Below are 21,559 nucleotides of genomic sequence, written 5' to 3'. Positions count from 1 at the left end.
GGCGCTGCCGATAGGACGCGCCCGACGGAGCCTGCGCGGGATCGACGAGCGCGTCCGCAAAGCCGCCGACGCGGTCGCCGGCCGCACCACGGTCAAACGCAACCGGTTCGGTCAAGTCCCGCGGAGTGGTGTAGCGGTTCCTTCGTCTAGGCAGTGAGGGCGAGGGGGTCGGTCACCTCCTCTTCGGGGTTGGTGATCGTGGTGAGCCGGCAGCGGGCGAGGATGTCGAGGCCGAGGTAGCGGCGGCCTTCTGCCCATTCGTCGGTTTGTTCGGCCAGGACGGCGCCGACGAGCCGGATGATCGCTTCCCGGTTCGGGAAGATCCCGACCGCGTCGGTGCGGCGCCGGATCTCCCGGTTCAGCCGTTCGGCGGGGTTGTTCGACCAGATCTGGGTCAAGACGTCCTTGGGGAACGTCGCGAACGCGAGCACGTCGGCCCGGGCCTGCTCGAGGTGCTCCGCGACTTCGGGGAGCTTCTCGCTCGTGTAGTCCAGCAGCCGGTCGAACTGGGCCTCCACGGATGCTTGGTCGGGCTGGTCGTAGACGGAGTGCAGCATCGCCTTGACCGCCGGCCAGAGGCTCTTCGGCGTGACGGCCATCAGGTTGGCGGCGTAGTGGGTCCTGCAGCGTTGCCAGCTCGCTCCTGGGAGGTTCGCCGCGACGGCTTCGACCAGCCCGGCGTGGGCGTCGGAGGTGACCAGGCGGACGCCTGCCAGGCCGCGGGCGACCAGGTCGGCGAAGAACGTGTTCCACGCGCTGCGGGTTTCGGAGGTGGCGACCTGCAAACCGAGGACTTCGCGGTGGCCGTCGCCGTTGACCCCGGTCGCGACGAGGACCACGGCGTTGATCACCCTGCCCCCTTCACGCACTTTCATGGTGAGCGCGTCGGCTGCGACGAACGTGAACGGACCCGCCTCGCCCAGAGGGCGGTGTCGGAACTGCGCGACGTGCTCATCGAGGTCAGCAGCCATCCGGGACACCTGTGACTTCGACAGGCCGTCGATGCCGAGGGTCTTGACGAGTTTGTCCATCCGGCGGGTCGACACTCCGGCGAGGTAGCAGTCGGCGATCACCGTGATCAGCGCCGCCTCGGCACGTTTGCGGCGCTCCAGCAGCCATTCGGGGAAGTAGGTCCCGGTGCGGAGCTTGGGGACGGCGACATCAACGGTGCCGACACGGGTATCGAGGGGCCGGTGGCGGTAGCCGTTGCGCTGCGCCACCCGCCCTGCCGAAGGCTGTCCCCATTCGGCGCCGCACACCAGATCGGCATCGGCGGACAGGAGCTGGTTGATCATCGTCTGCAGCACGCTGCGCATCATGTCCGGCGAAGCCTCGGTGAGAAGGTTGCTGAGCACGTGAGCAGGGTCGACAATGTGAGGAGCGGTCATCGTGGTTGATTTCCTTTGAGAGAGTTGTGAGAGATGAACTCGAAGGATCCCACGGTGACCGCCCTGCCGTCATCGACGGTCACGGCCACTGCGGGACTACACCACTATGAGGGACTTAACTAGGTCGCCCCACCCGTCACCCACGGTCAGGGTCGGGGGCCACTGCTGCTGCTGTCGGTAGACGAACAGCCGCTGACACGTCGAAGCGATCTGTCTCAAGTCGAGCTCCTCTCCGGCATCCAACAGCTGGAGATCGACCAGGTCGCGGGCGCGGTCGCTGCCCGGGGAGGAGACTGCGTGCAGCTTCTGGGCGACCTGATGATCGGCGCGCATCACCGGGACCGGGCGGGGGACCGGCAGTCCGACCTCAGTGAACAGCACGACCAGATCGTCGGCGAGCCTGTACTCGGGCTCGTCACTATCCCCGATCTCGTTGTGGCCCAGTTCGAACCTCGCTGTACACCAGGACTGTCCCCGGTAGGCGAGCCTCACATCGAAGGGCTGCATCACATACCCCGCCGGCACCCCGACCGGACTCGGTGCGGCACGCTCAACCAGACGCCCCGTGAAGCCAGCCCACCCCGCAGCCAGTGACTCCTCGAAGTCGGCGCGGAACTGATCCAGCGACGCGACCCTGGCGGCGTCCAGGTCGCGGGTGAACCGAGAGGCCAGACCGAAACGCAGCGCCATCGCACTGCCGCCCTTGATCGCACCCTCAGGGAGCATCTGACCCACCACCACCAGCGACATCGTGACACGACGCCGCTGGACCGCCGCCTCAGCTCCCTGCAGGTTCCGCAGCCGCTGATCCAACGACTGCCTGTTACTTGGCGGGGTCGCCCACCTCACGAGGTCAACCCCTCCCGGACACGGGTCCACTCGGCGGTCGTCAACAGCCCCTCCGCGCGCGCCTGCTCGGCTCCTGCCAGGAGCCGGCCCGGTTCGATCCTCCCGCGGCACGCGAGGATCGCAGCAGCGACGCTCTGCGACGCGATCCCCTCATACCAAGTCCTCGGCTCACCCTCCGCCACCCTAACGACGCGCATGAACGGCGGGAACCTGGTCCGGGTGCGCTTGGTGACCGCGACCATCACGTGTGTGGGGTTCACGTCCGCAAGCCCCCCATGAAGGGCCAGCACCGACTCGCCCCACAGAAAGGCGTCCTCGCCGGCTCGGAGCACCGCCTCCGCGTACTGGTCCAGGTCACCTGGGGGCATGTCGGTCACCCGATACAGCCCGTAAGCCACCGATTCGAGTCCGCTGTGCTCGGCCAGCTTCGGCAACTCACCCGGCGGAACGCCAGCCTCGGCGGCTTGCCGTGTCGTGACGAAGCCATGATTGCCAAACGCGATCTCACGCACCACATCCCTGTACCTCACATCACGCGTCACGCCACAACCATACCCTTTTAGGTAGAGTTACGCCACGCTCACGCGGTCGGGATCGCGCATGGCGATCGTCGGGAGAGCGCCCGACACCGAAGCGCTGGGGTCCGACGTACTCGACTCCGGTCGGGCAGCCGGAGTTCCCGGCCACACCGAGGGGCCGTCCCGCTCGGTGGCCATCCGGCCGAGTCTCTCCCGGTCGCGATCACCCAGACGTGCGTGCATGCGGAGACGGTGCTGGCCGTACTTCGGCGCGCTTGGCGGGCATGCAGGAGCGTTCTGTCAGTGTGGCGGCCTACCGTGGGGGGTGACACAGGGAGGGATCTCGATGAGCGCTCATATGTACCGCAGGCAACTCGACCAGAAGCGAAAGCAGCGGCTCGAGGCTGAGAGAAAGGCCGGCGATTACCGCTCCAAGGAGTCGGCCAAACGGGCCGACGCGGCAAAGTCACGCCTCGCAGCTGGGAAGACGAGCAGCGTCAGCACCGCTCGCATGAAGAACAGCGAGGCTGAGCGCCGCGAGAAAGAGGCCGAGACGGCCGGGAAGGAAGCGGCGAGGTGGCAGACAAAGGCCGCGAATCTCGCACGCGACGAGGTGGCACTGCAAGCACAATTGCGTCGAGCCGAGGAGTCCGAGGCCAAGGCAGCTGAACGTAAGCGTCAGCAGGCACAGCAGCAGGCTGATCGGCAGGCAGTGGCTGAGAGGCGCGCTCTGGAGTCACGCGTGGCTCGAGCAGAAGTTGCAGTCGAAGCCCTACGCGAACTCCCTGCACCCAAGCCTGAAAGGCTGCGAGTTCTCATGCTCGGCGCCTCCTCCGAAGGCGACTTGCGAGTCGGCCGCGAGCAGAAACGGATCCGAGCCGCTGTCGAGTCAGCCCTTCACCGAGACCGGATAGAGCTCGACGTTCGGCCAGCAGCGACCAGCGCCGACCTCCTGGACGGCATCACGAAGTTCCGACCCCACGTTGTCCACTTCTCTGGACACAGCAACGAAGACCTCATCGTCCTCGAAGAAGAGAAGGACGAACCGCACAAGGGCGTGATCGTGACGGCGGCGGCATTTGCACGAGCCGTCCAGGCAACGGACGATCCACCCCTGCTCGTCCTACTGAACTCTTGCCGCTCCGCGGCCCAGATTGACGATCTTGTGCGCACGGTGGCGCCCTTCGCCATAGGGATGGCAGACGCCATCGATGACGGCGACGCCATCAACTACGCTGCCCAGTTCTACGCTGCGGTAGCCAACGGTCAATCCATCTACTCCGCGCATGCTTCCGGCCAAGCCGCCCTTGAATTGGCCGGGTTGTCGGGTTCTGATCTGCCAACACTCGCATGGAGCCCGGACGTGGATCCAACGTCGACCATCCTGGTTACGCCGAACTAAGCAGGACGGCGTAGACGAACCGATCGTAGAAGTCGACCTGGTTCTCCACCGCCCCGGAGACGATGACGTGAACGCTTCAACAGTGTTGCCATGCGAGCGAGGTGCCACACCTCGCTGGGGAGGGCCCAGCCTGCGTGGTCGGTGGAGGCCACGCCGGCACAGTTCCGCCAGGGGCGTGCTCTTCCCGGTTCGCGACATGCCGGTGATCAGGACGCGCGCCATCGAAACGGGCTATCCCAGGCGCCCATGATGCGACCCTCGGGTGACGACGAGCTACCGGCAGGCCCGGATGGTGAGGCGCTCACTCCGTAGGCGGGATCGGGGGTTCGCCTCCACCAACCGACCACGGCTGGCCATCAGCGTCCCACCCAAACACGACAACACTCGAGGGAAGCCGACCGTCCTCCAGCAGCGGCCGCGGATCGACTCCATGTCGGACTGCGTCGCCGGCCAAGCGGCCGCGGGCCTGCTCAGCGTGATACCCCGGGTGCCAGATGACGCCACCCACATGTTCACGCGGGTCACGGTCGCCACCATCGATCCCGGCACTAATCAGTTGAATGTAGGCCGTCAACGCGGCGTCGAACTCGGCCTCATTGTCATAGGCAGCCACCACCACACGGCGGCGCTGGTTCCGCTCAGGGTCGAAGCGATAATGCTGCACCACCCACCGCCACACCGAGTCATCATTGGGATCCACCGCAGGCACCACGATCACCTCCCGAGCAACCTAATCCCCAGCCAACACCACAGAACCTCATAGCCGCCACTGGGCATCATTCTGTCCGCCGACAACGGTGTCGTCTGACGCGCGCCTGCGGATGTTCACGGAGTCGGCTCCGCGAGTCGGCCCCTCCCCCTGAGGCATCGAGCCCTTGACGGCAGGACACGGGACTTCGACCGTCGGCGTGAACCGGCACCCGTGGGACAGTTGTGCTCGACACGAACACAAGCACCGCTGACCGGGGGGAAGCACCGTTGAGACACCAGCTGCCGCACGTCCGCCCGTCTGAGGGTCCCTCTCGCGATCGGTTCGATGGTGACCCGCAGGCGCCGCACGCGTCCGCGTCCTCTGGTCGATGGCTGGTGAAGCAGCTGGCCTGGGTGGGTGCGGTGAGCGTGCTGGTGTTGAGCGCCTGCACAGTGGACGAGCCTGGGGGCGCCACGTCATCGGCCTCAGTCGCAGCGAGCTCACAGCAGTCGGCCACCCCGGCCGAGACAAGCCCCGAGGACACGCCCATCGTTGTTGTCCCGGTGGAGCCCGCGGAGTCATCCGGAGCGACCGCTGAACCCGGTCGGTCCGAGCCTGTTCCCGACGCGGCGCTGGCTGCTCAGATGGTATGCGAGCCGATCAGCCGCGCGACGCGTCTGAGCCATGAATCACGGTGGGGGCCAGTGGACTGGGACGAGGCCGTGCAGATCGCGGTGGGTGAAGGCCTGACCGCGGGAATCAACTGGTGGGTCGTCGTGGCAACCCCCGACGGCACGACGGGCCGCGCCCGGCTCACCAACGCCGACAGCCTCGACAACCCCGCCGACGCGGAATGGCTGATCGCATCGGGCTGGCAGGCCTACACCGGCGAAGGCATGGCCTCCAACGACTCCTTCTACTGGCAGTACTTCCCCCACGTGAAGTGGGACGCTGCCGGCCATCAGCGCCTCCACGCCGCCGTCGCGAAGGGCTTCGAATGTCTCGACCTCGAATACCCTGAACCCGACCCGTTGAACCGTTGACCACCGGGCAGAGCGACCATCTACCGTTCGTCGTGGGGGCAGGGAGGAGATGCGCTGCAGGACGGTGATCGCGGCTGCACGCAGCTCCGGGGGCGCGGTCTCGGTGAGGAGGATCTCGTGGACACCTGACCACCCGCGCCGAGCATCCGCTCAAGCCCACCCAGGCCCAGACCGCCGTCGCGGCCGCCCTGCTCTGCCAGCTGCACGCGATCGTCACCACCGGCCGGGTATGGAATCCCTCCATCGCCACCCACGGCACCCACCGCACTCTCGTGGAGGTGCCAGAAGCTGCCTGACCCTCGTCGACGCGTGAGGCGTCAGCCAACCCCAAGAGCAGGGTCGGGGCGAGCCCTCTGCGGCATTGAGAACCCTCCGGTATCTCGTCGCTCATCATGGGCAGCCCCGACCCGTCGTCGAACCAACCCGATCACACGCTGCCGGGCCACCCAGCCCCGTACCGCTATGCAGGGACCGACGACAAGCCAGGACACCCGACCCCCAGCTCTTGACACCAAACGCCTCACGCTGATGAGCGTGCATGACTTACTGGCCTCAAATGAGCCGTGGTCCCATCAGCTGCCGTGGGGTGGGCCAAGCCCTCAGTGCCCAGTGTGTGATCGGGGTCTCGGCCCGTGACGGCAGCACTGTCCTGACGGACTCAAGCAAAGGCCAGCGTGTGGCGCCGGCTGGCGCATGGCAACCCAGCCAGCCCGACCTCCTGAGGCAAAACTGACATGGATGACCGTCGGCACTAGATTGCGGCCATGGCATTGAACAAAGACGAGATTGAAGCCCTTGACGAGAGGGCGAGACATGTGGGAGAGGCGATAGGCCGAGACTTGCGGTTCGTGGTAGCTCCCAACCCGGAATTCGTCGGCATCACGTCCCAGAACATCTTCGTGCTGGGCCCTGACCGACTGGCTGACATGGCCGCGCACGACGTCGACCTCACCCTGGACGCCCTCATAAGAGGCGACCGACGCATTATAGACGATGAGGACGGCGATCCGCGGCTGCTCTGAATACCGGCACGTGCCCTCAGCACGGCAGTGCTCATAGCGACTCGAGCCGGACACGTGGGTCCGCAGAGAAAGTCCCCTTGCCCCCTGGTCATGGGGTCAAGGACCACACAAGCTCGAGTAGCAGTCGGAGGTCCCCGTCAGGTGGAGTAGCGCACTGGCTGGCAGCGAGGGCGTAGGTTGAACTGTTCTTGCCCTCGACTCCCTGACCTTGCTCGACGAGTCTCTCTCTTGTCTCCTCCCAAGCTGGCCAATCCCGCTCGAGCATCTTCTCGAGGCGATCGTCGATGAACATGAGTCGCTGGTTCACGGGACCTTTCGGGAAGTCCTGTTCGGCCTCTCCGAAGTAGCGGAGGATTTTGCGATTCATCGAAGTGGTTGAAAGCACGGCACTTTCGATGTCGAGCGGGTCGCTCGACTTCCGCCGCGCCCGTTCCTCGCAGCCTTCGTCGTTGTCAACGATGGTCAGCACCGGGATGTCGAGCTCCTCCAGGATCGCGAGAGGCAGGAGTATCTTGGGCTTTCCCTGCGAGGCCGCAACAGATATGCCTGCGAGCGCGAGATTGCCCCCCTGCCGCGCCAAGCCCTCCAAGATGGCCCTGTCATTGTCACCCTCAACGAGCAGGACTGCATTGGCGAATACCGCTTCTCCGAGCCCCTGCAGGCACACCTGTTCCCATCTGCCGCGTACGGCCCGATCCTGTTCGAAGCCGTCCAGACGCGCGGAGACTTTTTCTAGGGATGCCTGACGAATTTTGACCGCGGATCGTGGCCCGTCGGCGATTCGAGTGACACGCCGAACCTGATCGAAGAAGCGCGGCTCGATGAAGTATGGGCTATGAGTGGCGTACATCACCTGAACTTGGTTGGTCTGCTCATCAGCCAGGGCCCGCAGTACTGTGGCGAACGCGCGCGCCTGTGTGGGGTGCTGATAGAGCTCCGGCTCCTCAATTGCGAGGCAAAGAGTGCCGCGTTCCGCGTCTCCGGGGCCCCGATCCGCAAGTAGCTTCAATGCTGCAATCAGTACCGTCCGTTGAAACCCGTGACCCTGCCGAGAAACGTCTGTCTCCGCCATGCTGTCCGCAACCTTCACCTCAACACGGGCAGCGGCGGGCTTGACCTCCGTCGGCGCAGCTCGAAGGTGAATCACCTTGTCTGGCGTGAGGCTCGCCACCTCCCGCGTCAGGGCCTCAGCTAGTGCGTCAAGTTGCGGGCGGAGGTGCTTGTCCTGAAGTTCACGTTCTTGCCGGCCGAAGGCCTCAAGAAGCAGGCCCAGGTCCCTGGTGGCCTCGGTTCGATCGATGGCTCTCGCCAGGATTCGACCGACCAAGGCGCTCTTTGCGTCGGCCGCCTCCTCGGACGCACGAAGGTCGGCTCGGACCAGGGCGAAATCGAACAGGCCGGAGAGCTTTGCCTGGCCGTTGAATCCGAAGAAGTGCGTGTCCGAAACCCAGGCCGGCTTCAAATCCTCTGGATGGGCGCGCTCCCAGTCACTCATAGCCATCTCGGTTGCGGCAATGGAAGTGCCCCACTTCGGAATTCCGAGATCAGGATACTGCGAGCCAGCATTCTGGAGCGCCTCCTTCTTAGCGCTCACGCCAGTGGCTTCACGGACCCTTTCGAACGGTTCGAAAGCGAGCGCCTTGCCGGTTATCTTCTCGGTTCCTGAGCGCCAAGTCCGCCATGCCGAGAAGCTGGTAGTGGCCGGATCGGCGTATCTCGCTCCCAGAGCCTCCCGGTCGCGATCGGTCAGTCGATCGAACTCGACCTGAACAGATATCTCAGCATCGTCGGCTTGGCCGCCGGTGATGTCGTCTATAGTCAGGGTGCCGCCGTTGAAGAACCAGTCGAGCGCGTACAAGATTGAGGACTTACCTGAGCCGTTAGGGCCCAGCAGCGTTGTGACGTCGTCGAAGTCAATCTCCACGTTGACAAGCGCTCGGAAGTTCTTGATGTGGGCGGCCTTGATGTGCAACGGAGCTCCTGGCTAGTGGTTGGTCTCCCCATCGTTGCAGCAAGCCACGTCAGGCAGTCGTGGAAGACGCCCAACTCTCGCCTACGAACCCAGCGGAACCCCGCCCGTGTCTGCGAGGTCCCAAGGCTCACACCCCACGCCGACTTCGACCCGGAGCGGTCATGGCTCCACTCGTACGGTGGCAGCGGCACGTCGTCGCGGGTGACGAGTTGCTGTCGGCGTCGGGTGGCCATGCCTCGATCCTACCGGTTATTACATCGGATTCTCTGGATGATCCGATGTAATAACCGGTAACGCCGGCGGGTGTGCTTCGCGTCAAACGAACTACCGAGCGCGCGCCGGTGAGTATGCAAAGTGTGTCCACCATGAGGGTGCGGAGGCTAGGTGTCCATTGCCGCTGGCGTACATGCCGATGAATACTCCGGTGAAACTTCCTGCGACCTCGGAGCTGAGGTACCGCGTACTTAGGTCGCCGAGCATGAGTGTGCCGCCGGGGTGTGCCACGCTCAGCGTGTAGCTGTGTGCGGTCGCGTTGATCTGGAAGTCCAGTTCGCCGGGGTCGACGGGACCTGATGCGAGCATGGAGGCGACTGGCCCGATGCGCTGCCGTAGTTCCACCGTTCGGTGTTCGCCGTTGCCCCGCCTCACTGCGATGTCGATGTGGTGATGCTCGTCAGCGCGGATGGTGATGCCGGCTTCGTCGTGCTCTCCGGGTGTGTAGTCGAGGCGCGCTGTTACGGATATTGCATGGTGCTGTTGTCTCCGTGCGACGGTCACTAGGAGGGGATCATCTGTGGTGGCGGCACCTCCCGTGAGGCGCAGGGCGTCTGGACGGTCGGTGAGCGAGAACTCGTCGCGAGTCAGAGGGCGGCGCAATGTGTTCCAGTATGGAGCCAGAGTCGTGCCCCTGAAGTCGTCGATTGTGCGCTCAGGGTCACTCGGTGAATCGGGCAGGCGCGGTTTCTGCCCACTTTCTGGAAGGCGACCGTTGTCTCCGATGAGTGGCCAACCGTCGGGTGTCCATGTCACCGGAGCGAGGAATGTCTCCCGGCCGAGATGATGGAAGGTTCCGACTGGTCTGGTCCCGAGTGCTACAGCCCACCATGAGCCATCTGGCAGTTCCAGGAGATCGGCGTGGCCGGCAGCTTGCACGGGCAACGGAAGTGACCTATGGGTGAGGATGGGGTTGTGGGGGCAGTTGTCCCAAGGGCCCCAGGGCGTGGATGAGCGCGCGACTGTGACCATGTGTCCTTGTTCCGTGCCTCCCTCCGCAAGCAGGAGGTAGTAGTAGTCACCACGCCGATACATGTGGGGCGCCTCCGGGAACCATCACCTCCGGCGTCCGTGACTCGACCTCGACACGCAGCCCCGCGTCGTCGCGCTGGACGCCGACCACGTGGAGCCCAGGCAGACCGACCAGAAGGTCGCAGCGCTGACAGTAGCCGCCGCCGGCACGGCAGCAGGAAGTAGAATCGGGCACGTCGAGGTCCTTGAAGATCAGGTGGTGTGGTAACCCCGATTCTTGAGGGCCTCGACCCCCTTCACCCCGCCGACACGCCCGCCATCGGATCCCCGCTCACCCCACGCTCAGGTACGAAGAGCCGTTTTGGTCCACATGAATGGGTGTTTGCGTCGGTTCCATCCGTTGATGAAGGCGCGGATCTTGCCCGTGAGGTCGCGGACCGAGGTGAAGGTCCCGCGCCGGATGGCTTGGCGTTCGATGATCCCGAACCAGACCTCGACCAGGTTCAGCCACGAGCCGGAGGTCGGGGTGAAGTGCACCGTGATCCGCGGGTTCGCGGCGAGCCAGTCACGGACCTCGGCCTTCTTGTGAGTGGCGCAGTTGTCCATCACCAAATGCAGCTCCTGGGTCGGGTAGGCACGCGCCACATGCTTGAGGAACCCAAGGAACTCCTGATGCCGGTGCCGGTCCTTACACAGGCCGGTAACCTTCCCGGTGGCGATCTCCGACGCCGCGAACAGGGTGGTGGTGCCGTGCCGCACGTAGTCATGGGTGCGCTGCTCCGCATGGCCAGGTGCCATGGGCAGCACCTTCTGGGTCCGGTTCAACGCCTGGATCTGCGACTTCTCATCCACGCACAACACGATCGCGTTGTCCGGCGGGGCCAGGTACAGGCCAACCACGTCGGTGACCTTGGCCACCAGCTCCGGATCGGTGGAGAACTTGAACGTCTCCGCCTTCCACGGCCTGACCCCGAACTCCTTCCACACCGCCGCGACGGTGGCATGGTCGACCCCCCAGCCGAGGCGCCAGCAGCCGCGACGACCAGTGCGTCACCCCCAGGCTGGCCGGCGGCGGGTCCAAAGTGGCGGCGAGGATCGCAACCCGATCCACCTGCCTGGGCCGACCCGGGCGGGGCTCATCAGCCAAACCCCGCACACCCCGCTCGACGTAGCGGTCCCGCCACAGATTCACCGTCGGCCTCGACACCCCCACCGTGTCCGCGATCACCTGGTTCCCGACCCCGTCAGCGGCCAGCAACACGATCCGCGCCCGTTGCGCGGTCGAGGCCATCACCGTCGCCGCCCGGGTCAACCGCTCCAACTCGCCCCTATCGCCTTCACGTAACACCAGTGCCGGGGCTGTCCTATTCGCCATGCCCGATTGTCCCATGCAACCGTAAAGTTACATCACCGACACGCCACTAGCGCCCCTGTTCGCCGTCGTCCAGCGGGTCGCCGCCGCTGTCACGACCGCGTACGGTGCCCAGGGATCTTTCACCGCCATCAACACGGTGGTCAGCCAGTCCGTCCCCCACCTGCATGTGCACGTGGTGCCGCGGACGAGGGGTGACGGCCTGCGCGGGTTCTTCTGGCCCCGGACCCGATACACCGAAGGCGAGCAGGCGGCCTACGCCGCCCGGCTGCGCGAGGCCCTCGCGGCCCCTCCGGAGGCGTCGGGCGGGTAGCCTCGCGGGCGTGAGGATCGCCACCTGGAACGTCAACTCCGCCAAGCAGAGGATGCCCCGACTGCTGCCCTGGCTGGAGGAACGCAAGCCGGACGTCGTCTGCCTCCAGGAGACCAAACTCACCGACGCCACCTTCGGTGAGCTCTTGGCGGGCCCCCTCGCGGAGCTGGGCTACGAGGCCGCGCACCACGGGTACGGCGGGTTCAACGGCGTTGCGTTGCTGTCCCGCGCCGGGCTGTCCGCCGTCGAGCGGGACTTTCCCGGCCAGCCCCGGTACGGGGGCGTCACTGAGGCCCGGGCCATCAGCGCCACCTGCGGCGGCGTGCGCATCCACAGCCTGTACGTGCCCAACGGCCGCGAGGTGGGCTCGGACCACTACGCCTACAAACTCGACTGGTTCGACGCCCTGGCGGCCGCGGTTGCCGCGGGACCGCCGGACGTGGCGCTGTGCGGGGACATGAACGTCGCGCCCGCCGACGCCGACGTGTTCGATCCCGCCGCCTACCTCGGCCACACCCACGTGACCGGACCCGAGCGGCAGCGGCTGGAGGCCTTCGGGCTGGTCGACGTCGTGCGGGCCCGCTGGCCGGAGCGCGAACGCGTGTTCTCCTACTGGGACTACCGCGCCGGAATGTTCCACCAGGATCTGGGAATGCGGATCGACCTGGTGCTGGCGTCGCAGCCGGTGGCGGACCGGGTCACGGCCGCCTGGGTGGACCGGGCTGCCCGGAAGGGCAAGCTGCCCAGCGACCACGCGCCGGTCATCGTCGACCTCGATGAGGCCCCCGACGGCGGCATCGGCCCCGTCGTGCCCCCGCCGTCGAACCCGAAACGGGGTGGCCGGACGAGGCTGCCTCAATCGAAGGACTGACGCGACGACGGCGCCGGTTCGGGGCTCATCCCTCCGAGGCTGCGGGCCGGCCGAGGCCGGTCCCGAGCCGCGCGATCCCCCGGTGCACGGCTCCCCGGAGGTTGCCGGCCCCCGACCGGTCGCCCGAGCCGATCAGGCTGGCGCTGACAATCCCGAACAGGGCGCCGACGGCCAACCGGACCGTCTCCACGTCGTCGTCGCCCGCCCCGGGCAGCACGTCGAGGACCCTGTCCCCCACCGCCACCCAGAGCTGCCACTGAGCCTCCCGGACGAAGGGCACCAGCTGGGGATGCCCGACAGCGAGCGCCGCGACCTCGGTCAGCGACCCGAAGGCACCCACCCGGATCTGGTGGTCAACCAGGTCGCTGACCAACGTGAGGGGATCGGCCGCGGTGGGCGGCTGCCACTCGCGCAGCGCCGCCTCCACCCGGTGCACGACCACCGCCGCGACCGCCGCCTCCTTGCACGAGTAGTAGTTGGAGAACGTCCGCCGCGACACCTCCGCCTCGGCCACCACGTCGTCCACCGTCACCTCGCCGAACCCGCGCTCGCGCACCTGGTCGAAGGCGGTGGCGGCGAGCCGCTGCGCCACGGCGGTGCGCTTCGCGTCGCGTAGTCCGGGTGCCATGGGTTCAGTGTCCCACCCCGGCCCCGACGGGCGCCTCCTCGCTTGGGGCGTCCTCCACCACCGCGTCGGCCACCTCTAGAAGCGTGCCCTCGACGTCAACCTCGGGGAGGATCCGGTCCAGCCAACCCGGCAGCCACCAGGCGTGGTCCCCGGCCAGGTGCAGCACCGCCGGGATGAGCGCCATACGGATGACGAAGGCGTCGATGAGGATGCCGACGGCGAGCGCGAAGCCGAACTGCCGGATCATGGAATCCTCGCTGAGGACGAAGCCACCGAAGACGGAGACCATGATGATGGCCGCCGCGACGACAACCCGGCTCGCGTGATGGAAGCCGTCCACCACGGCCAGCCGCGCGGTCTCGCCGTGCACGTAGGCCTCGCGGATCGACGTGCCGAGGAACACCTGGTAGTCCATCGCCAGGCCGTAGAGGATGCCGGTGGCCATGATCGGCAGGAAGCTCAGTACCGGACCGGCCCGATCCACCCCCACGAGCCAGGTGAAGCTGGGATTGCCGAAGGCCGTCACGACGAGCCCCATGGTGGCGCCGATGGACAGGAGGAAGCCGGCGGTGGCGGCCAGCGGCACCACCACGGACCGGAACACCACGAGCAGCACGATCAGCGACAAAGCGGCCACGAGGGAGAGGTAGACGGGAATGGCCTCTGCGAGCGACTCGGACAGGTCGATGTTGATGGCGGTGAGCCCCGTGACGCCGATCCGCTCAACCCCGTCGAGTTCGGCGGCGCGCACTGCGGTGACCAGATCGGCCGTGCTCTCATCGGTGGGCCCGGCGTCCGGGACGACGGTGTAGAGCACGAGCGAGCGGTCCTCGGAGGTCCCCATCAGCTGGACGTTGGCAGCCGTCTCGTGCGTGGCGAGCTCGGACTGCCAGGCCTCCAGGCGGTCCTGATCCACAGCGGCCGCATCCGACGGCGTCAGCGCGACGATGAGCGGCGCGTTCGCCCCCTCCCCGAGGGCGTGGGTCACCGAGTCGTAGGCGACCCGCTGATCCGAGCCGGGCGCGGCCACCGCCCCCGACGGCATGCCGAGCTGCATCTGCGCGGCCGGCAGCGACAGGGCGCCCAGGCCCAGGACGATGAGCACGATCGTGAGGATCGGGCGCGCGGTGACGGCCTCTACCCAGCGCTTGGCCATCCGGCCGAACCGGGAGTGCTCGTGGCCGCGGTGGGCGCGCACCGGCTGGGTGCGTGCCCGACGCCCGCGCCCGAGCAGTCCCAGCAGGGCCGGTAGCGCGGTCAGCGACAGGGCGATGGCCAGGATGACGGTGACGGCTGCCGTGACCGCCATCGTGGAGACGAACCCCATGCCGAGCGTCAGCAGCCCGAGGAGCGCGATGACGACAGTGAGCCCGGCGAACAGGACGGCGCCTCCGGCGGTGGCGACGGCGCGGGCGGTGGCCTCGACGGCGTCGAGCCCCAGCCTGGCCCGCAGGGAGCTGTGCTTGTGGATGATGAAGAGGGCGTAGTCGATCCCCACGGCCAGGCCCAGCATCAGCCCGAGCGCCGGCGTGGAGGTGGTCATCTCGAAGTTCGCGGACAGCGCGTAGGCGCCGCCCACCCCGATGAACACGCCGACCAGGGCGAGCAGGATGGGCAGGCCGGCCAGCGTGAGCGAGCCGAGGGTCAGAAGCAGCACGACGGCGGCGATGGCGAGGCCGATGGCCTCGCTCCCGCCGATGGGTGGCTCCATCGGCTGAAGGGCGCTGCTCGCGGCCACCGCGAGGCCCTTCCCCGCGACCTCTCCGTCGACGGCGGAAAGCAGGTCGTCGAGGCTGCCCTCGGGGAGATCGGAGATCTGCTCGGTGAGCTGGATGGAGGCGATGGCGACGGTGCCGTCGTCCGAGACGACGACCGTCCGACGCTCCCCGTCGGAGGCCACCAGTGAGGTTCCGCTCGGCGACGTGCCGTCCAGGAGTCCGTCCAGGCGGCCAAGGGCCTCGTCAGTGGCGGCCATGGCCGCGTCATCGACGGCCGCGGCAGGGTCGGTCATGCCCGGCTCGGGAGCCGGGAACCCGTCGACGGGGACGCCCATGGCCTGCAGCTCGGCCCGCAGCTGCCCGACCTCGGCGAAGAACGCGCCGGACTCGGCGATGAGCTGCTGGTCAGGGGTGGCGACGAGGGCGCGGGCGGTCGTCGTGACCTCGTTCAGCCGCGCGCCGAGCGCCGCCATTGATTCCTGTTGCGCCGGCGACGCGGCGGGTGCCCCGCTGGGGACTGCCCCTTCGAGGGCGGTGATCAACGACTCGAGCTGGGCACGGACCTCGTCGGCCACCTTGCCCTCGACGGTCGCGCGGACGGTGGTCTCCACCTCGGCGCGCTGCTCCTCCAGCCGGGCATCCCGGTCAAGGACGATGCCGGTGCCGACGGCCGCGTCGAGCGATCGGGAGATCGCGTCGGCGCGGTCAGGGCTGTCCACGCGCCCGCCGTCGTCGGCGGAGAAGACGAGGGTTCCCTGCGTGCCACCCGCCTCGGGGAGCGCCGCGGTGACCTCGTCCAGCACCAGCTGCGCGGGGGCGTCGTCGAGGGTGAGGCGCGAGGAGATGGACGGGGTCTGCGTGAGGAGCAGGCCGACCACGGCAGCGATGACGAGCAGCCAGGCCGCGAGGAAAGCCAACGGCCGGGTGGCCGCCGTCCTGCCGAGGCGGTAGAGGAAGGCGGACATGCGGGGCCCTTCGGTCGATGACGGAGACGTCCCCACAGTAGGTGCCTTATTGCCCATTAGGCAAATTTGCCCATTGAGCATTCGGTTGCCGTTCTGCGTGCCCTGAGCCCGCTGACAGCTACACGCGGATCACCTCGAGAGCGCCCAGCTCAGCGAGCACGTCGAACCCCGAGTCCTGAGTGACCACCGGCAGTCCGTTGGCCAGCGCCACGGCCGCGATCCACAGATCATTGATCCCCATTGATCGACCGGCCTCGTGCAGCTGCACCCGCAGCGACGCCCACTGCCTGGCCACCGCCCCGTCTACCGCCAGCGGCTCCAGGCCGGCGAGTCTCTCGACGGTGGCCAGCCTGGCCACGCGCGTCCGCGTGTCGGGCGCCGCCAACACGCCCGCCTGAAGCTCGGCGAGCGTCACGACGCAGACGTACCCCTCATCGGGAAGCGCGGCGGTGTCGAGTAGCCGACCCACTTCCCCAGCGATCCACACGCTGGTGTCCAGCAGACCGGCGCTCACCTGATGGGCCCGAGGTCTTCCGTGGAACCCGCGGAGATCCACCCGAGGTCCGCCTCAAGGGTGACGTCTACCCGCTGGGCGTGCACCAGGTCGATCAGGTCGGAGCGCTTCATTGCGACCGGCCTGCGCCTCGTGGGGCTCCGGATCTCGGCAACCGGCTCCCCATTCACCGTCACGGTGACGACGTCCCCAGCAGCGACGCGGTCCAGGACTGAGCGGGTGTGGTTGCGGAGGTCCCGGGAGGCGACGGTCGACATGTGCGTAACTGTAGCACTATCGCCACAGTCGCCCGGATCAGCGCAGCGGGCGCCCCTCCACGGAGGGACGCCCGTGCGTTCCGATGACCTGACCACGCGCCGGTCGCGGGGTCAGAGCCGGGAGCGGAACTCCTCGTGCTGCCGCCTCACGGCCGATGGCACCTTGGTGCCCATGCGGGCGAGGAAGACGTCGGTGTCGTCGGCCTCGGCGCTCAAGGCGGCGGCGTCGATCGCGAAGAGCGTGTCCCAGTCCTCGTCGCTCACGCCCGCAGCCTGGTAGTCGATCGCTGCATGGACAGGCACCAGACCGTACGGCGACTCCATCGCCGAGGTCTTCCCCTCGATGCGCTCGGTGATCCACGCGAGGGCGCGGGAGTTCTCGGAGAACCCGGGCCACAGGAAGCGGCCGTCCTCGCCCCGGCGGAACCAGTTGACCTGGAAGATCTGCGGCGCGTTGCCCGTCTCGCCGAGCCTCTCGCCGACGTTGAGCCAGTGCTGCCAGTGGTCCGCCATGTGGGTGCCGGAGAAGGGCAGCATCGCGAACGGGTCGCGGCGCAGCTCGCCGAGGGTTCCCTCGGCGGCGGCCGTGCGCTCCGAGGCGAGCGTCGCACCCATGTAGACGCCGTGCTCCCAGTCCCTGGCCTGCGCCACGAGCGGGACGTTGGTGGCGCGTCGCCCGCCGAAGATGATGGCGTCGATCGGCACGCCTGCCGGGTCATCCCACGTGTCCGCGATCGACGGGCACAAGTGGGCGGCGACGGTGAAGCGCGAGTTGGGATGCGCCGCCGGGGTTTCGGAGTCGGGGGTCCAGTCGCGGCCCTGCCAGTCGGTCAGGTGCGACGGCGCCTCGTCCGTGAGGCCCTCCCACCAGACGTCGCCGTCGTCGGTGAGGGCGACGTTGGTGAAGACGGTGTCGCTCTCGATCGTCGCGATCGCGGTGGGGTTGGTGGAGTGACCGGTGCCGGGAGCCACCCCGAAGAAGCCGGCCTCAGGGTTGATGGCCCGCAATCGGCCGTCGGGGCCCTGCGCCATCCAGGCGATGTCGTCGCCGATGCTCTCGACCGTCCAGCCGGGGATGGAGGGACGCAGCATCGCGAAGTTCGTCTTGCCGCAGGCGCTGGGGAACCCGGCGGCCACATGGAACGTGCGGCCCTCGGGGTTCGTCGCCTTGAGCAGGAGCATGTGGGCGGCCAACCACCCCTCCTCCTCGCCGATCTTCGAGGCGATACGCAGCGCGAACCCCTTCTTGGCGAGGATGGCGTTGCCCCCGTAGGCCGAGCCGAAGGACCAGATCTCGCGGCTCTCCGGGTAGTGAACGATGTACTTGGTCTCGTTGCACGGCCAGACCACGTCCTCCTCGCCGGGCAGCAGAGGCGCGCCGACGGAGTGCACCGCCGGGACCCACTCCGTGCGCGGGCCGATCTGCGCAAGCGCGGCGGCGCCCATCCGGGTCATGATGCCGGTGCTGATCACGACGTAGGGCGAGTCGGTGACCTGGACCCCGAGGCGGGCGAGAGGGCTCCCCACCGGCCCCATGGAGAACGGGACGACGTACATGGTGCGCCCACGCATCGCCCCCCGGAACAGGCCGCTCAAGGTCTCGCGCATCTCCGACGGCGGGGCCCAGTTGTTGGTGGGGCCGGCGTCATCCTCGCGCTCTGAGCAGATGAAGGTCCGGGACTCCACCCGGGCCACGTCGCTCGGGTTGGAGCGGGCCAGGTAGCTGTTGGGGCGCTTGGCGGGGTTGAGCTTGATGAGGGTGCCTGCCGCCACGGACTCGTCGAGCATCCGCTGGCGCTCCTCGGCGGAGCCGTCGCACCAGAGGATGCGCTCCGGCTGGGTCAGCTCGGCGATCGAATCCACCCACTCGACGATGCGGGAGTCGGCGTTATCGGGTGCGTGGCGGGTGAACGTGGCGGTGGCGGTCATGAGATTCTCCAACCTTGTGGGTGTCGCTTCGGTGCGGGATGAGCTTGTGGCTTCACCATACGGAAGGGGACCCGGGGTTCTACTGGTCAGATTGCTGTGAACTTCGGCAGTTCTTCGCGTATGGTGAACTGCATGGCAGATCTCTCCACGCTGGGGCGGCGCATCCGGCATTTCCGCACCAAGGCCGGCCTGACGCTGGAAGAACTGGGAGAGATCACGGGGACGGCTCCCAGCCAGCTGTCCATGGTGGAGAACGGCCACCGCGAACCCCGCCTGTCGCTGCTGGAGGCCATCGCAGCAGCCCTGAGCGTGACCGCCTCGGATCTGCTGGCCGCCGAGCCCCCGTCGCCGCGGGCCGCGCTTGAGATCGAACTCGAGAAGGCCCAGGCCGCCCCTGCGTACCGGGAGCTCGGCCTGCCCCTCCTGCGCCCTTCGCGGGCGATGTCCGACGCGACGCTGAAGACGATCGTCGGCCTGCACCGCGAACTCGACAGGCGCGCCCGGATGGCCATCTCAACGCCTGCGGAGGCGCGGCGAGCCAACACCCAGCACCGGACGACGATGCGGGAGCGGAACAACCACCTGCCTGAGATCGAGCTGATCGCGGAGCAGGCAACCAAGGCAGTGCGGCACACGTCTGGCGCCCTGACCCACCGCACGGTCGCGGAGATGGCCAAGCGGGTGGGGCTGACCATCGTGCACACCGACGACCTCCCCCACTCGGCGCGTGCCGTCGTGGACCTCGAGCACGGCCGCATCTACATCCCGCCGGCCTCCATCCCCGGCGGACACGGGCTGCGATCGCTGGCGCTGCAGGCCATGGCCAACACCGTGCTCGAGCATGAGGCGCCGGCCGACTACGCCGACTTCCTCCGCCAGCGCCTCGAGGCCAGCTACTTCGCCGCGGCGTGCCTGATGCCCCGCGCCGCCTCCGTCGACTTCCTGGAGCGCGCGAAGCGGGAGCGCAACATCGCGATCGAGGACTTCCGCGACACCTTCGGGGTCACCCACGAGGGCGCGGCGCTGCGGTTCACCAACCTGGCCACCCACTACCTGGGGATCACGCTTCACTACCTGCGGGTCAACGGCGACGGCACCGTCGTGGGTGCCTATGAGAACGACGGTCTTCCGCTGCCCCAGGACGCGACCGGTTCGACGGAGGGCGAGGTGGTCTGCCGCCACTGGAGCGCGCGAAAGGCGTTCGCGCGTGCCACCCGCACCAGCGAGCACTACCAGTACACGGACACGCCTGCCGGCACCTTCTTCGAGTCGACGCAGACCGGGACCGGCGCAACGGCGGAGTTCTCCATCACACTGGGCGTGCCCTATGCCGAGTCGAAGTGGTTCCGGGGGCGCGAATCACAGCAGCGCGAGGTATCGACGTGCCCAGACGCGCGGTGCTGCCGCAGGCCGGAGGATGGGCTCTCGGAGCGCTGGAGGGGGCAGGGGTGGGCGTCGCCCAGGGTGCGGACCCACCTGTTCGCTCCCCTGCCGCAGGGGACCTATCCGGGTGTGGACGATCGCGAACTCTACGAGTTCCTGGAGGCGCACGCGCACGACTGAGCCGTCGGCGTGGCCCACCGACGGCACCTCACGTCTGGGCGTTGGCCAGATCCTCCGGGTACACGACGTCGATCTCGTCGATCGTGGTGGCAAAGTCCCTGCGATTGTTGGTGAGGAACCGGTCAGCACCTGACGCGACGGCAGTGGCCAGATGTACCGCGTCCGCCGCCCGTAGTCTGTAGGTGACGGCCAGCGCGACGGCGAGTCGCGCCGTCGCCTCGTCCACCGGGCGAAGCTCCAGCCGACCGAGGAGGCCGGCCAGCGCCTTGACCTCGGCGGAGTCGGGGTCTTCCCTCAGTGGCTTGGTCAGCACCTCTGGCAGGAGCAGGACTGAGCCGATGCCGACGGGCCCCTCACCTTCGACGGCGAACAACGAGGCCACAGGCACCCCAAGAGGGTGACCATCGGCTGCCGCGTAGATGAGCACATCAGCGTCGAAAGCAGTGAGGAGTGTCATCGGCCGGACCGTGCGTCACGGACCGCATCAACGAGCTCCTCCGCCCGCTCGGGCGAGATGACGGGGCGCTGCATCGGCTCGCTGCGGGTCGAGTCCAGGAGGCCCGCGATCCGCTCAGCCTCATCCCATACCTTCGACGCACGGCGCGCTTTGAGCACGTCCGGACGAACCAGGACGGCGACCACCCGGCCGTGCCTGGTGATCGACACCTCCTCGCCGGCCTCGACACGGTCGAGCTGCTCCGGAAGGGTCTGGCGTGCAGTGCTCACGCTGATTCTCGACATGGCGCAATCGTACATGCTTGTACATATCTGGCTCTTCGTACCTGAGCGTGGGGTGAGCGGGGATCCGATGGCGGGCGTGTCGGCGGGGTGAAGGGGGTCGAGGCCCTCAAGAATCGGGGTTACCACACCACCTGATCTTCAAGGACCTCGACGTGCCCGATTCTACTTCCTGCTGCCGTGCCGGCGGCGGCTACTGTCAGCGCTGCGACCTTCTGGTCGGTCTGCCTGGGCTCCACGTGGTCGGCGTCCAGCGCGACGACGCGGGACTGCGTGTCGAGGTCGAGTCACGGACGCCGGAGGTGATGGGCTGCCCCGCCTGCGGCGTGATCGCGCATGCGCATGGCCGGCAGAGGGTTGAGTTGATCGACGCGCCGTGCTTCACGGCGCCGGTGAAGCTGTGGTGGCGGAAACGTCGCTGGCTGTGTCCCGAACCGATGTGCCCGGTGAACTCGTTCATGGAGCAAGACCCCGATGTGGCGCGACCCAGAGCGCTGCTCACCAGTCGCGCGACGTCGTGGGCGATCGGGCAGATGCGACGGGAGAACGCCTCCGTTCAGG

20 protein-coding genes and 2 pseudogenes are annotated in these 21,559 nt (G+C 67.6%); 7 read left to right on the top strand and 15 right to left on the bottom strand.

What is annotated here, in order from left to right:
• Positions 1 to 146: 146 nt before the first annotated feature.
• The 3 genes from ACZK4S_RS11490 to ACZK4S_RS11480 all read right to left on the bottom strand — a co-directional run bounded on the left by ACZK4S_RS11490 (position 147) and on the right by ACZK4S_RS11480 (position 2,779).
• Positions 147 to 1,388, bottom strand: coding sequence for an IS256 family transposase (locus ACZK4S_RS11490; RefSeq protein ID WP_463644356.1), 1,242 nt, complete (start codon positions 1,386 to 1,388; stop codon positions 147 to 149).
• Between the two features lie 96 nt (positions 1,389 to 1,484).
• Positions 1,485 to 2,201, bottom strand: a complete 717-nt coding sequence (locus ACZK4S_RS11485; RefSeq protein WP_463644355.1) for a nucleotidyl transferase AbiEii/AbiGii toxin family protein — start codon at positions 2,199 to 2,201, stop codon at positions 1,485 to 1,487.
• 32 nt (positions 2,202 to 2,233) lie between these two features.
• On the bottom strand, positions 2,234 to 2,779 hold the full coding sequence (locus ACZK4S_RS11480) for a hypothetical protein (RefSeq protein ID WP_463644354.1): 546 nt from the start codon (positions 2,777 to 2,779) through the stop codon (positions 2,234 to 2,236).
• 334 nt (positions 2,780 to 3,113) lie between these two features.
• Here ACZK4S_RS11480 and ACZK4S_RS11475 point away from each other — a divergent pair, with 334 nt between their 5' ends.
• Positions 3,114 to 4,157: a hypothetical protein gene (locus ACZK4S_RS11475; protein ID WP_463644353.1), complete on the top strand. Its 1,044-nt coding sequence runs from the start codon at positions 3,114 to 3,116 to the stop codon at positions 4,155 to 4,157.
• A gap of 301 nt (positions 4,158 to 4,458) precedes the next feature.
• Here ACZK4S_RS11475 and ACZK4S_RS11470 read toward each other — a convergent pair whose 3' ends face one another.
• Positions 4,459 to 4,875, bottom strand: a complete 417-nt coding sequence (locus ACZK4S_RS11470; protein WP_463644352.1) for a hypothetical protein — start codon at positions 4,873 to 4,875, stop codon at positions 4,459 to 4,461.
• 677 nt (positions 4,876 to 5,552) lie between these two features.
• On the opposite strand from ACZK4S_RS11470, the gene ACZK4S_RS11465 reads away from it, so the two are divergent.
• Both ACZK4S_RS11465 and ACZK4S_RS11460 read left to right on the top strand, forming a co-directional pair.
• Complete coding sequence (locus ACZK4S_RS11465; protein ID WP_463644351.1) at positions 5,553 to 5,891, top strand: hypothetical protein; 339 nt, start codon at positions 5,553 to 5,555, stop codon at positions 5,889 to 5,891.
• Between the two features lie 764 nt (positions 5,892 to 6,655).
• The gene (locus ACZK4S_RS11460; RefSeq protein WP_463644350.1) at positions 6,656 to 6,913 is read left to right on the top strand and encodes a hypothetical protein; all 258 of its coding nucleotides are present in this window, start codon (positions 6,656 to 6,658) and stop codon (positions 6,911 to 6,913) included.
• An 88-nt stretch (positions 6,914 to 7,001) separates the two neighbouring features.
• Here ACZK4S_RS11460 and ACZK4S_RS11455 read toward each other — a convergent pair whose 3' ends face one another.
• The 4 genes and pseudogenes from ACZK4S_RS11455 to ACZK4S_RS11440 all read right to left on the bottom strand — a co-directional run bounded on the left by ACZK4S_RS11455 (position 7,002) and on the right by ACZK4S_RS11440 (position 11,505).
• Positions 7,002 to 8,885, bottom strand: coding sequence for an ATP-dependent nuclease (locus tag ACZK4S_RS11455; protein WP_463644349.1), 1,884 nt, complete (start codon positions 8,883 to 8,885; stop codon positions 7,002 to 7,004).
• Positions 8,886 to 9,209: 324 nt separating this feature from the next.
• The gene (locus ACZK4S_RS11450; RefSeq protein ID WP_463644442.1) at positions 9,210 to 9,914 is read right to left on the bottom strand and encodes a beta-xylosidase family glycoside hydrolase; all 705 of its coding nucleotides are present in this window, start codon (positions 9,912 to 9,914) and stop codon (positions 9,210 to 9,212) included.
• A pseudogene (locus ACZK4S_RS11445) lies at positions 9,900 to 10,202 on the bottom strand (family 43 glycosylhydrolase); the annotation flags it as partial. The gene ACZK4S_RS11450 and the pseudogene ACZK4S_RS11445, both read right to left, overlap by 15 nt.
• A gap of 270 nt (positions 10,203 to 10,472) precedes the next feature.
• Positions 10,473 to 11,505 (bottom strand): annotated as a pseudogene (locus ACZK4S_RS11440) (IS630 family transposase).
• Between the two features lie 31 nt (positions 11,506 to 11,536).
• On the opposite strand from ACZK4S_RS11440, the gene ACZK4S_RS11435 reads away from it, so the two are divergent.
• Positions 11,537 to 11,815 carry an HIT family protein gene (locus ACZK4S_RS11435; RefSeq protein ID WP_264292630.1) on the top strand — a complete coding sequence of 93 codons (279 nt, stop codon included), beginning with the start codon at positions 11,537 to 11,539 and terminating at the stop codon, positions 11,813 to 11,815.
• 10 nt (positions 11,816 to 11,825) lie between these two features.
• Entirely contained in the window at positions 11,826 to 12,686 is an 861-nt protein-coding gene (locus ACZK4S_RS11430) for an exodeoxyribonuclease III (RefSeq protein WP_463644348.1), read from the top strand.
• Between the two features lie 25 nt (positions 12,687 to 12,711).
• Here ACZK4S_RS11430 and ACZK4S_RS11425 read toward each other — a convergent pair whose 3' ends face one another.
• From ACZK4S_RS11425 to ACZK4S_RS11405, 5 genes are all read right to left on the bottom strand, one after another.
• Entirely contained in the window at positions 12,712 to 13,314 is a 603-nt protein-coding gene (locus ACZK4S_RS11425; protein WP_463613676.1) for a TetR/AcrR family transcriptional regulator, read from the bottom strand.
• Positions 13,315 to 13,318: 4 nt separating this feature from the next.
• Positions 13,319 to 15,997, bottom strand: a complete 2,679-nt coding sequence (locus ACZK4S_RS11420; RefSeq protein WP_463644347.1) for an MMPL family transporter — start codon at positions 15,995 to 15,997, stop codon at positions 13,319 to 13,321.
• Between the two features lie 118 nt (positions 15,998 to 16,115).
• The gene (locus tag ACZK4S_RS11415; protein WP_463644346.1) at positions 16,116 to 16,511 is read right to left on the bottom strand and encodes a type II toxin-antitoxin system VapC family toxin; all 396 of its coding nucleotides are present in this window, start codon (positions 16,509 to 16,511) and stop codon (positions 16,116 to 16,118) included.
• A complete protein-coding gene (locus ACZK4S_RS11410) occupies positions 16,508 to 16,768 on the bottom strand; it encodes a type II toxin-antitoxin system Phd/YefM family antitoxin (protein WP_187720429.1) in 261 nt (86 codons plus the stop codon). Before ACZK4S_RS11410 ends, ACZK4S_RS11415 begins: the two co-directional genes overlap by 4 nt.
• Before the next feature lie 111 nt (positions 16,769 to 16,879).
• Positions 16,880 to 18,697, bottom strand: a complete 1,818-nt coding sequence (locus ACZK4S_RS11405; protein WP_463644345.1) for a phosphoenolpyruvate carboxykinase (GTP) — start codon at positions 18,695 to 18,697, stop codon at positions 16,880 to 16,882.
• Positions 18,698 to 18,829: 132 nt separating this feature from the next.
• Between ACZK4S_RS11405 and ACZK4S_RS11400 the strand changes: the two genes are divergently transcribed.
• On the top strand, positions 18,830 to 20,260 hold the full coding sequence (locus ACZK4S_RS11400) for a helix-turn-helix domain-containing protein (protein ID WP_463644344.1): 1,431 nt from the start codon (positions 18,830 to 18,832) through the stop codon (positions 20,258 to 20,260).
• 28 nt (positions 20,261 to 20,288) lie between these two features.
• On the opposite strand, the gene ACZK4S_RS11395 is transcribed toward ACZK4S_RS11400, so the two are convergent.
• Both ACZK4S_RS11395 and ACZK4S_RS11390 read right to left on the bottom strand, forming a co-directional pair.
• A complete protein-coding gene (locus tag ACZK4S_RS11395) occupies positions 20,289 to 20,717 on the bottom strand; it encodes a type II toxin-antitoxin system VapC family toxin (RefSeq protein ID WP_187720431.1) in 429 nt (142 codons plus the stop codon).
• Complete coding sequence (locus ACZK4S_RS11390; RefSeq protein ID WP_226965871.1) at positions 20,714 to 21,001, bottom strand: type II toxin-antitoxin system Phd/YefM family antitoxin; 288 nt, start codon at positions 20,999 to 21,001, stop codon at positions 20,714 to 20,716. The genes ACZK4S_RS11395 and ACZK4S_RS11390 overlap by 4 nt, the downstream gene beginning before the upstream one ends.
• 152 nt (positions 21,002 to 21,153) lie before the next feature.
• On the opposite strand from ACZK4S_RS11390, the gene ACZK4S_RS11385 reads away from it, so the two are divergent.
• Positions 21,154 to 21,559, top strand: a 406-nt coding sequence (locus ACZK4S_RS11385) for a transposase family protein (RefSeq protein ID WP_463644343.1), incomplete at its 3' end; no start/stop codon positions are given.

The sequence above is a fragment of the Tessaracoccus zhenghani genome (assembly GCF_055326325.1).
Note: the sequence above shows the minus strand (reverse complement) of the source record. Positions and strands in the feature narration are given on the sequence as shown.

Bases quoted from the DNA above. Each gene is read 5' to 3' on its own strand.
- ACZK4S_RS11475 (WP_463644353.1), top strand. From the start codon at position 3,114: ATGTACCGCAGGCAACTCGACCAGAAGCGAAAGCAGCGGCTCGAGGCT.
- ACZK4S_RS11395 (WP_187720431.1), bottom strand. From the start codon at position 20,717: ATGACACTCCTCACTGCTTTCGACGCTGATGTGCTCATCTACGCGGCA.
- ACZK4S_RS11420 (WP_463644347.1), bottom strand. From the start codon at position 15,997: ATGTCCGCCTTCCTCTACCGCCTCGGCAGGACGGCGGCCACCCGGCCG.
- ACZK4S_RS11460 (WP_463644350.1), top strand. From the start codon at position 6,656: ATGGCATTGAACAAAGACGAGATTGAAGCCCTTGACGAGAGGGCGAGA.
- ACZK4S_RS11425 (WP_463613676.1), bottom strand. From the start codon at position 13,314: ATGGCACCCGGACTACGCGACGCGAAGCGCACCGCCGTGGCGCAGCGG.
- ACZK4S_RS11390 (WP_226965871.1), bottom strand. From the start codon at position 21,001: ATGTCGAGAATCAGCGTGAGCACTGCACGCCAGACCCTTCCGGAGCAG.
- ACZK4S_RS11405 (WP_463644345.1), bottom strand. From the start codon at position 18,697: ATGACCGCCACCGCCACGTTCACCCGCCACGCACCCGATAACGCCGAC.
- ACZK4S_RS11400 (WP_463644344.1), top strand. From the start codon at position 18,830: ATGGCAGATCTCTCCACGCTGGGGCGGCGCATCCGGCATTTCCGCACC.
- ACZK4S_RS11410 (WP_187720429.1), bottom strand. From the start codon at position 16,768: ATGTCGACCGTCGCCTCCCGGGACCTCCGCAACCACACCCGCTCAGTC.
- ACZK4S_RS11490 (WP_463644356.1), bottom strand. From the start codon at position 1,388: ATGACCGCTCCTCACATTGTCGACCCTGCTCACGTGCTCAGCAACCTT.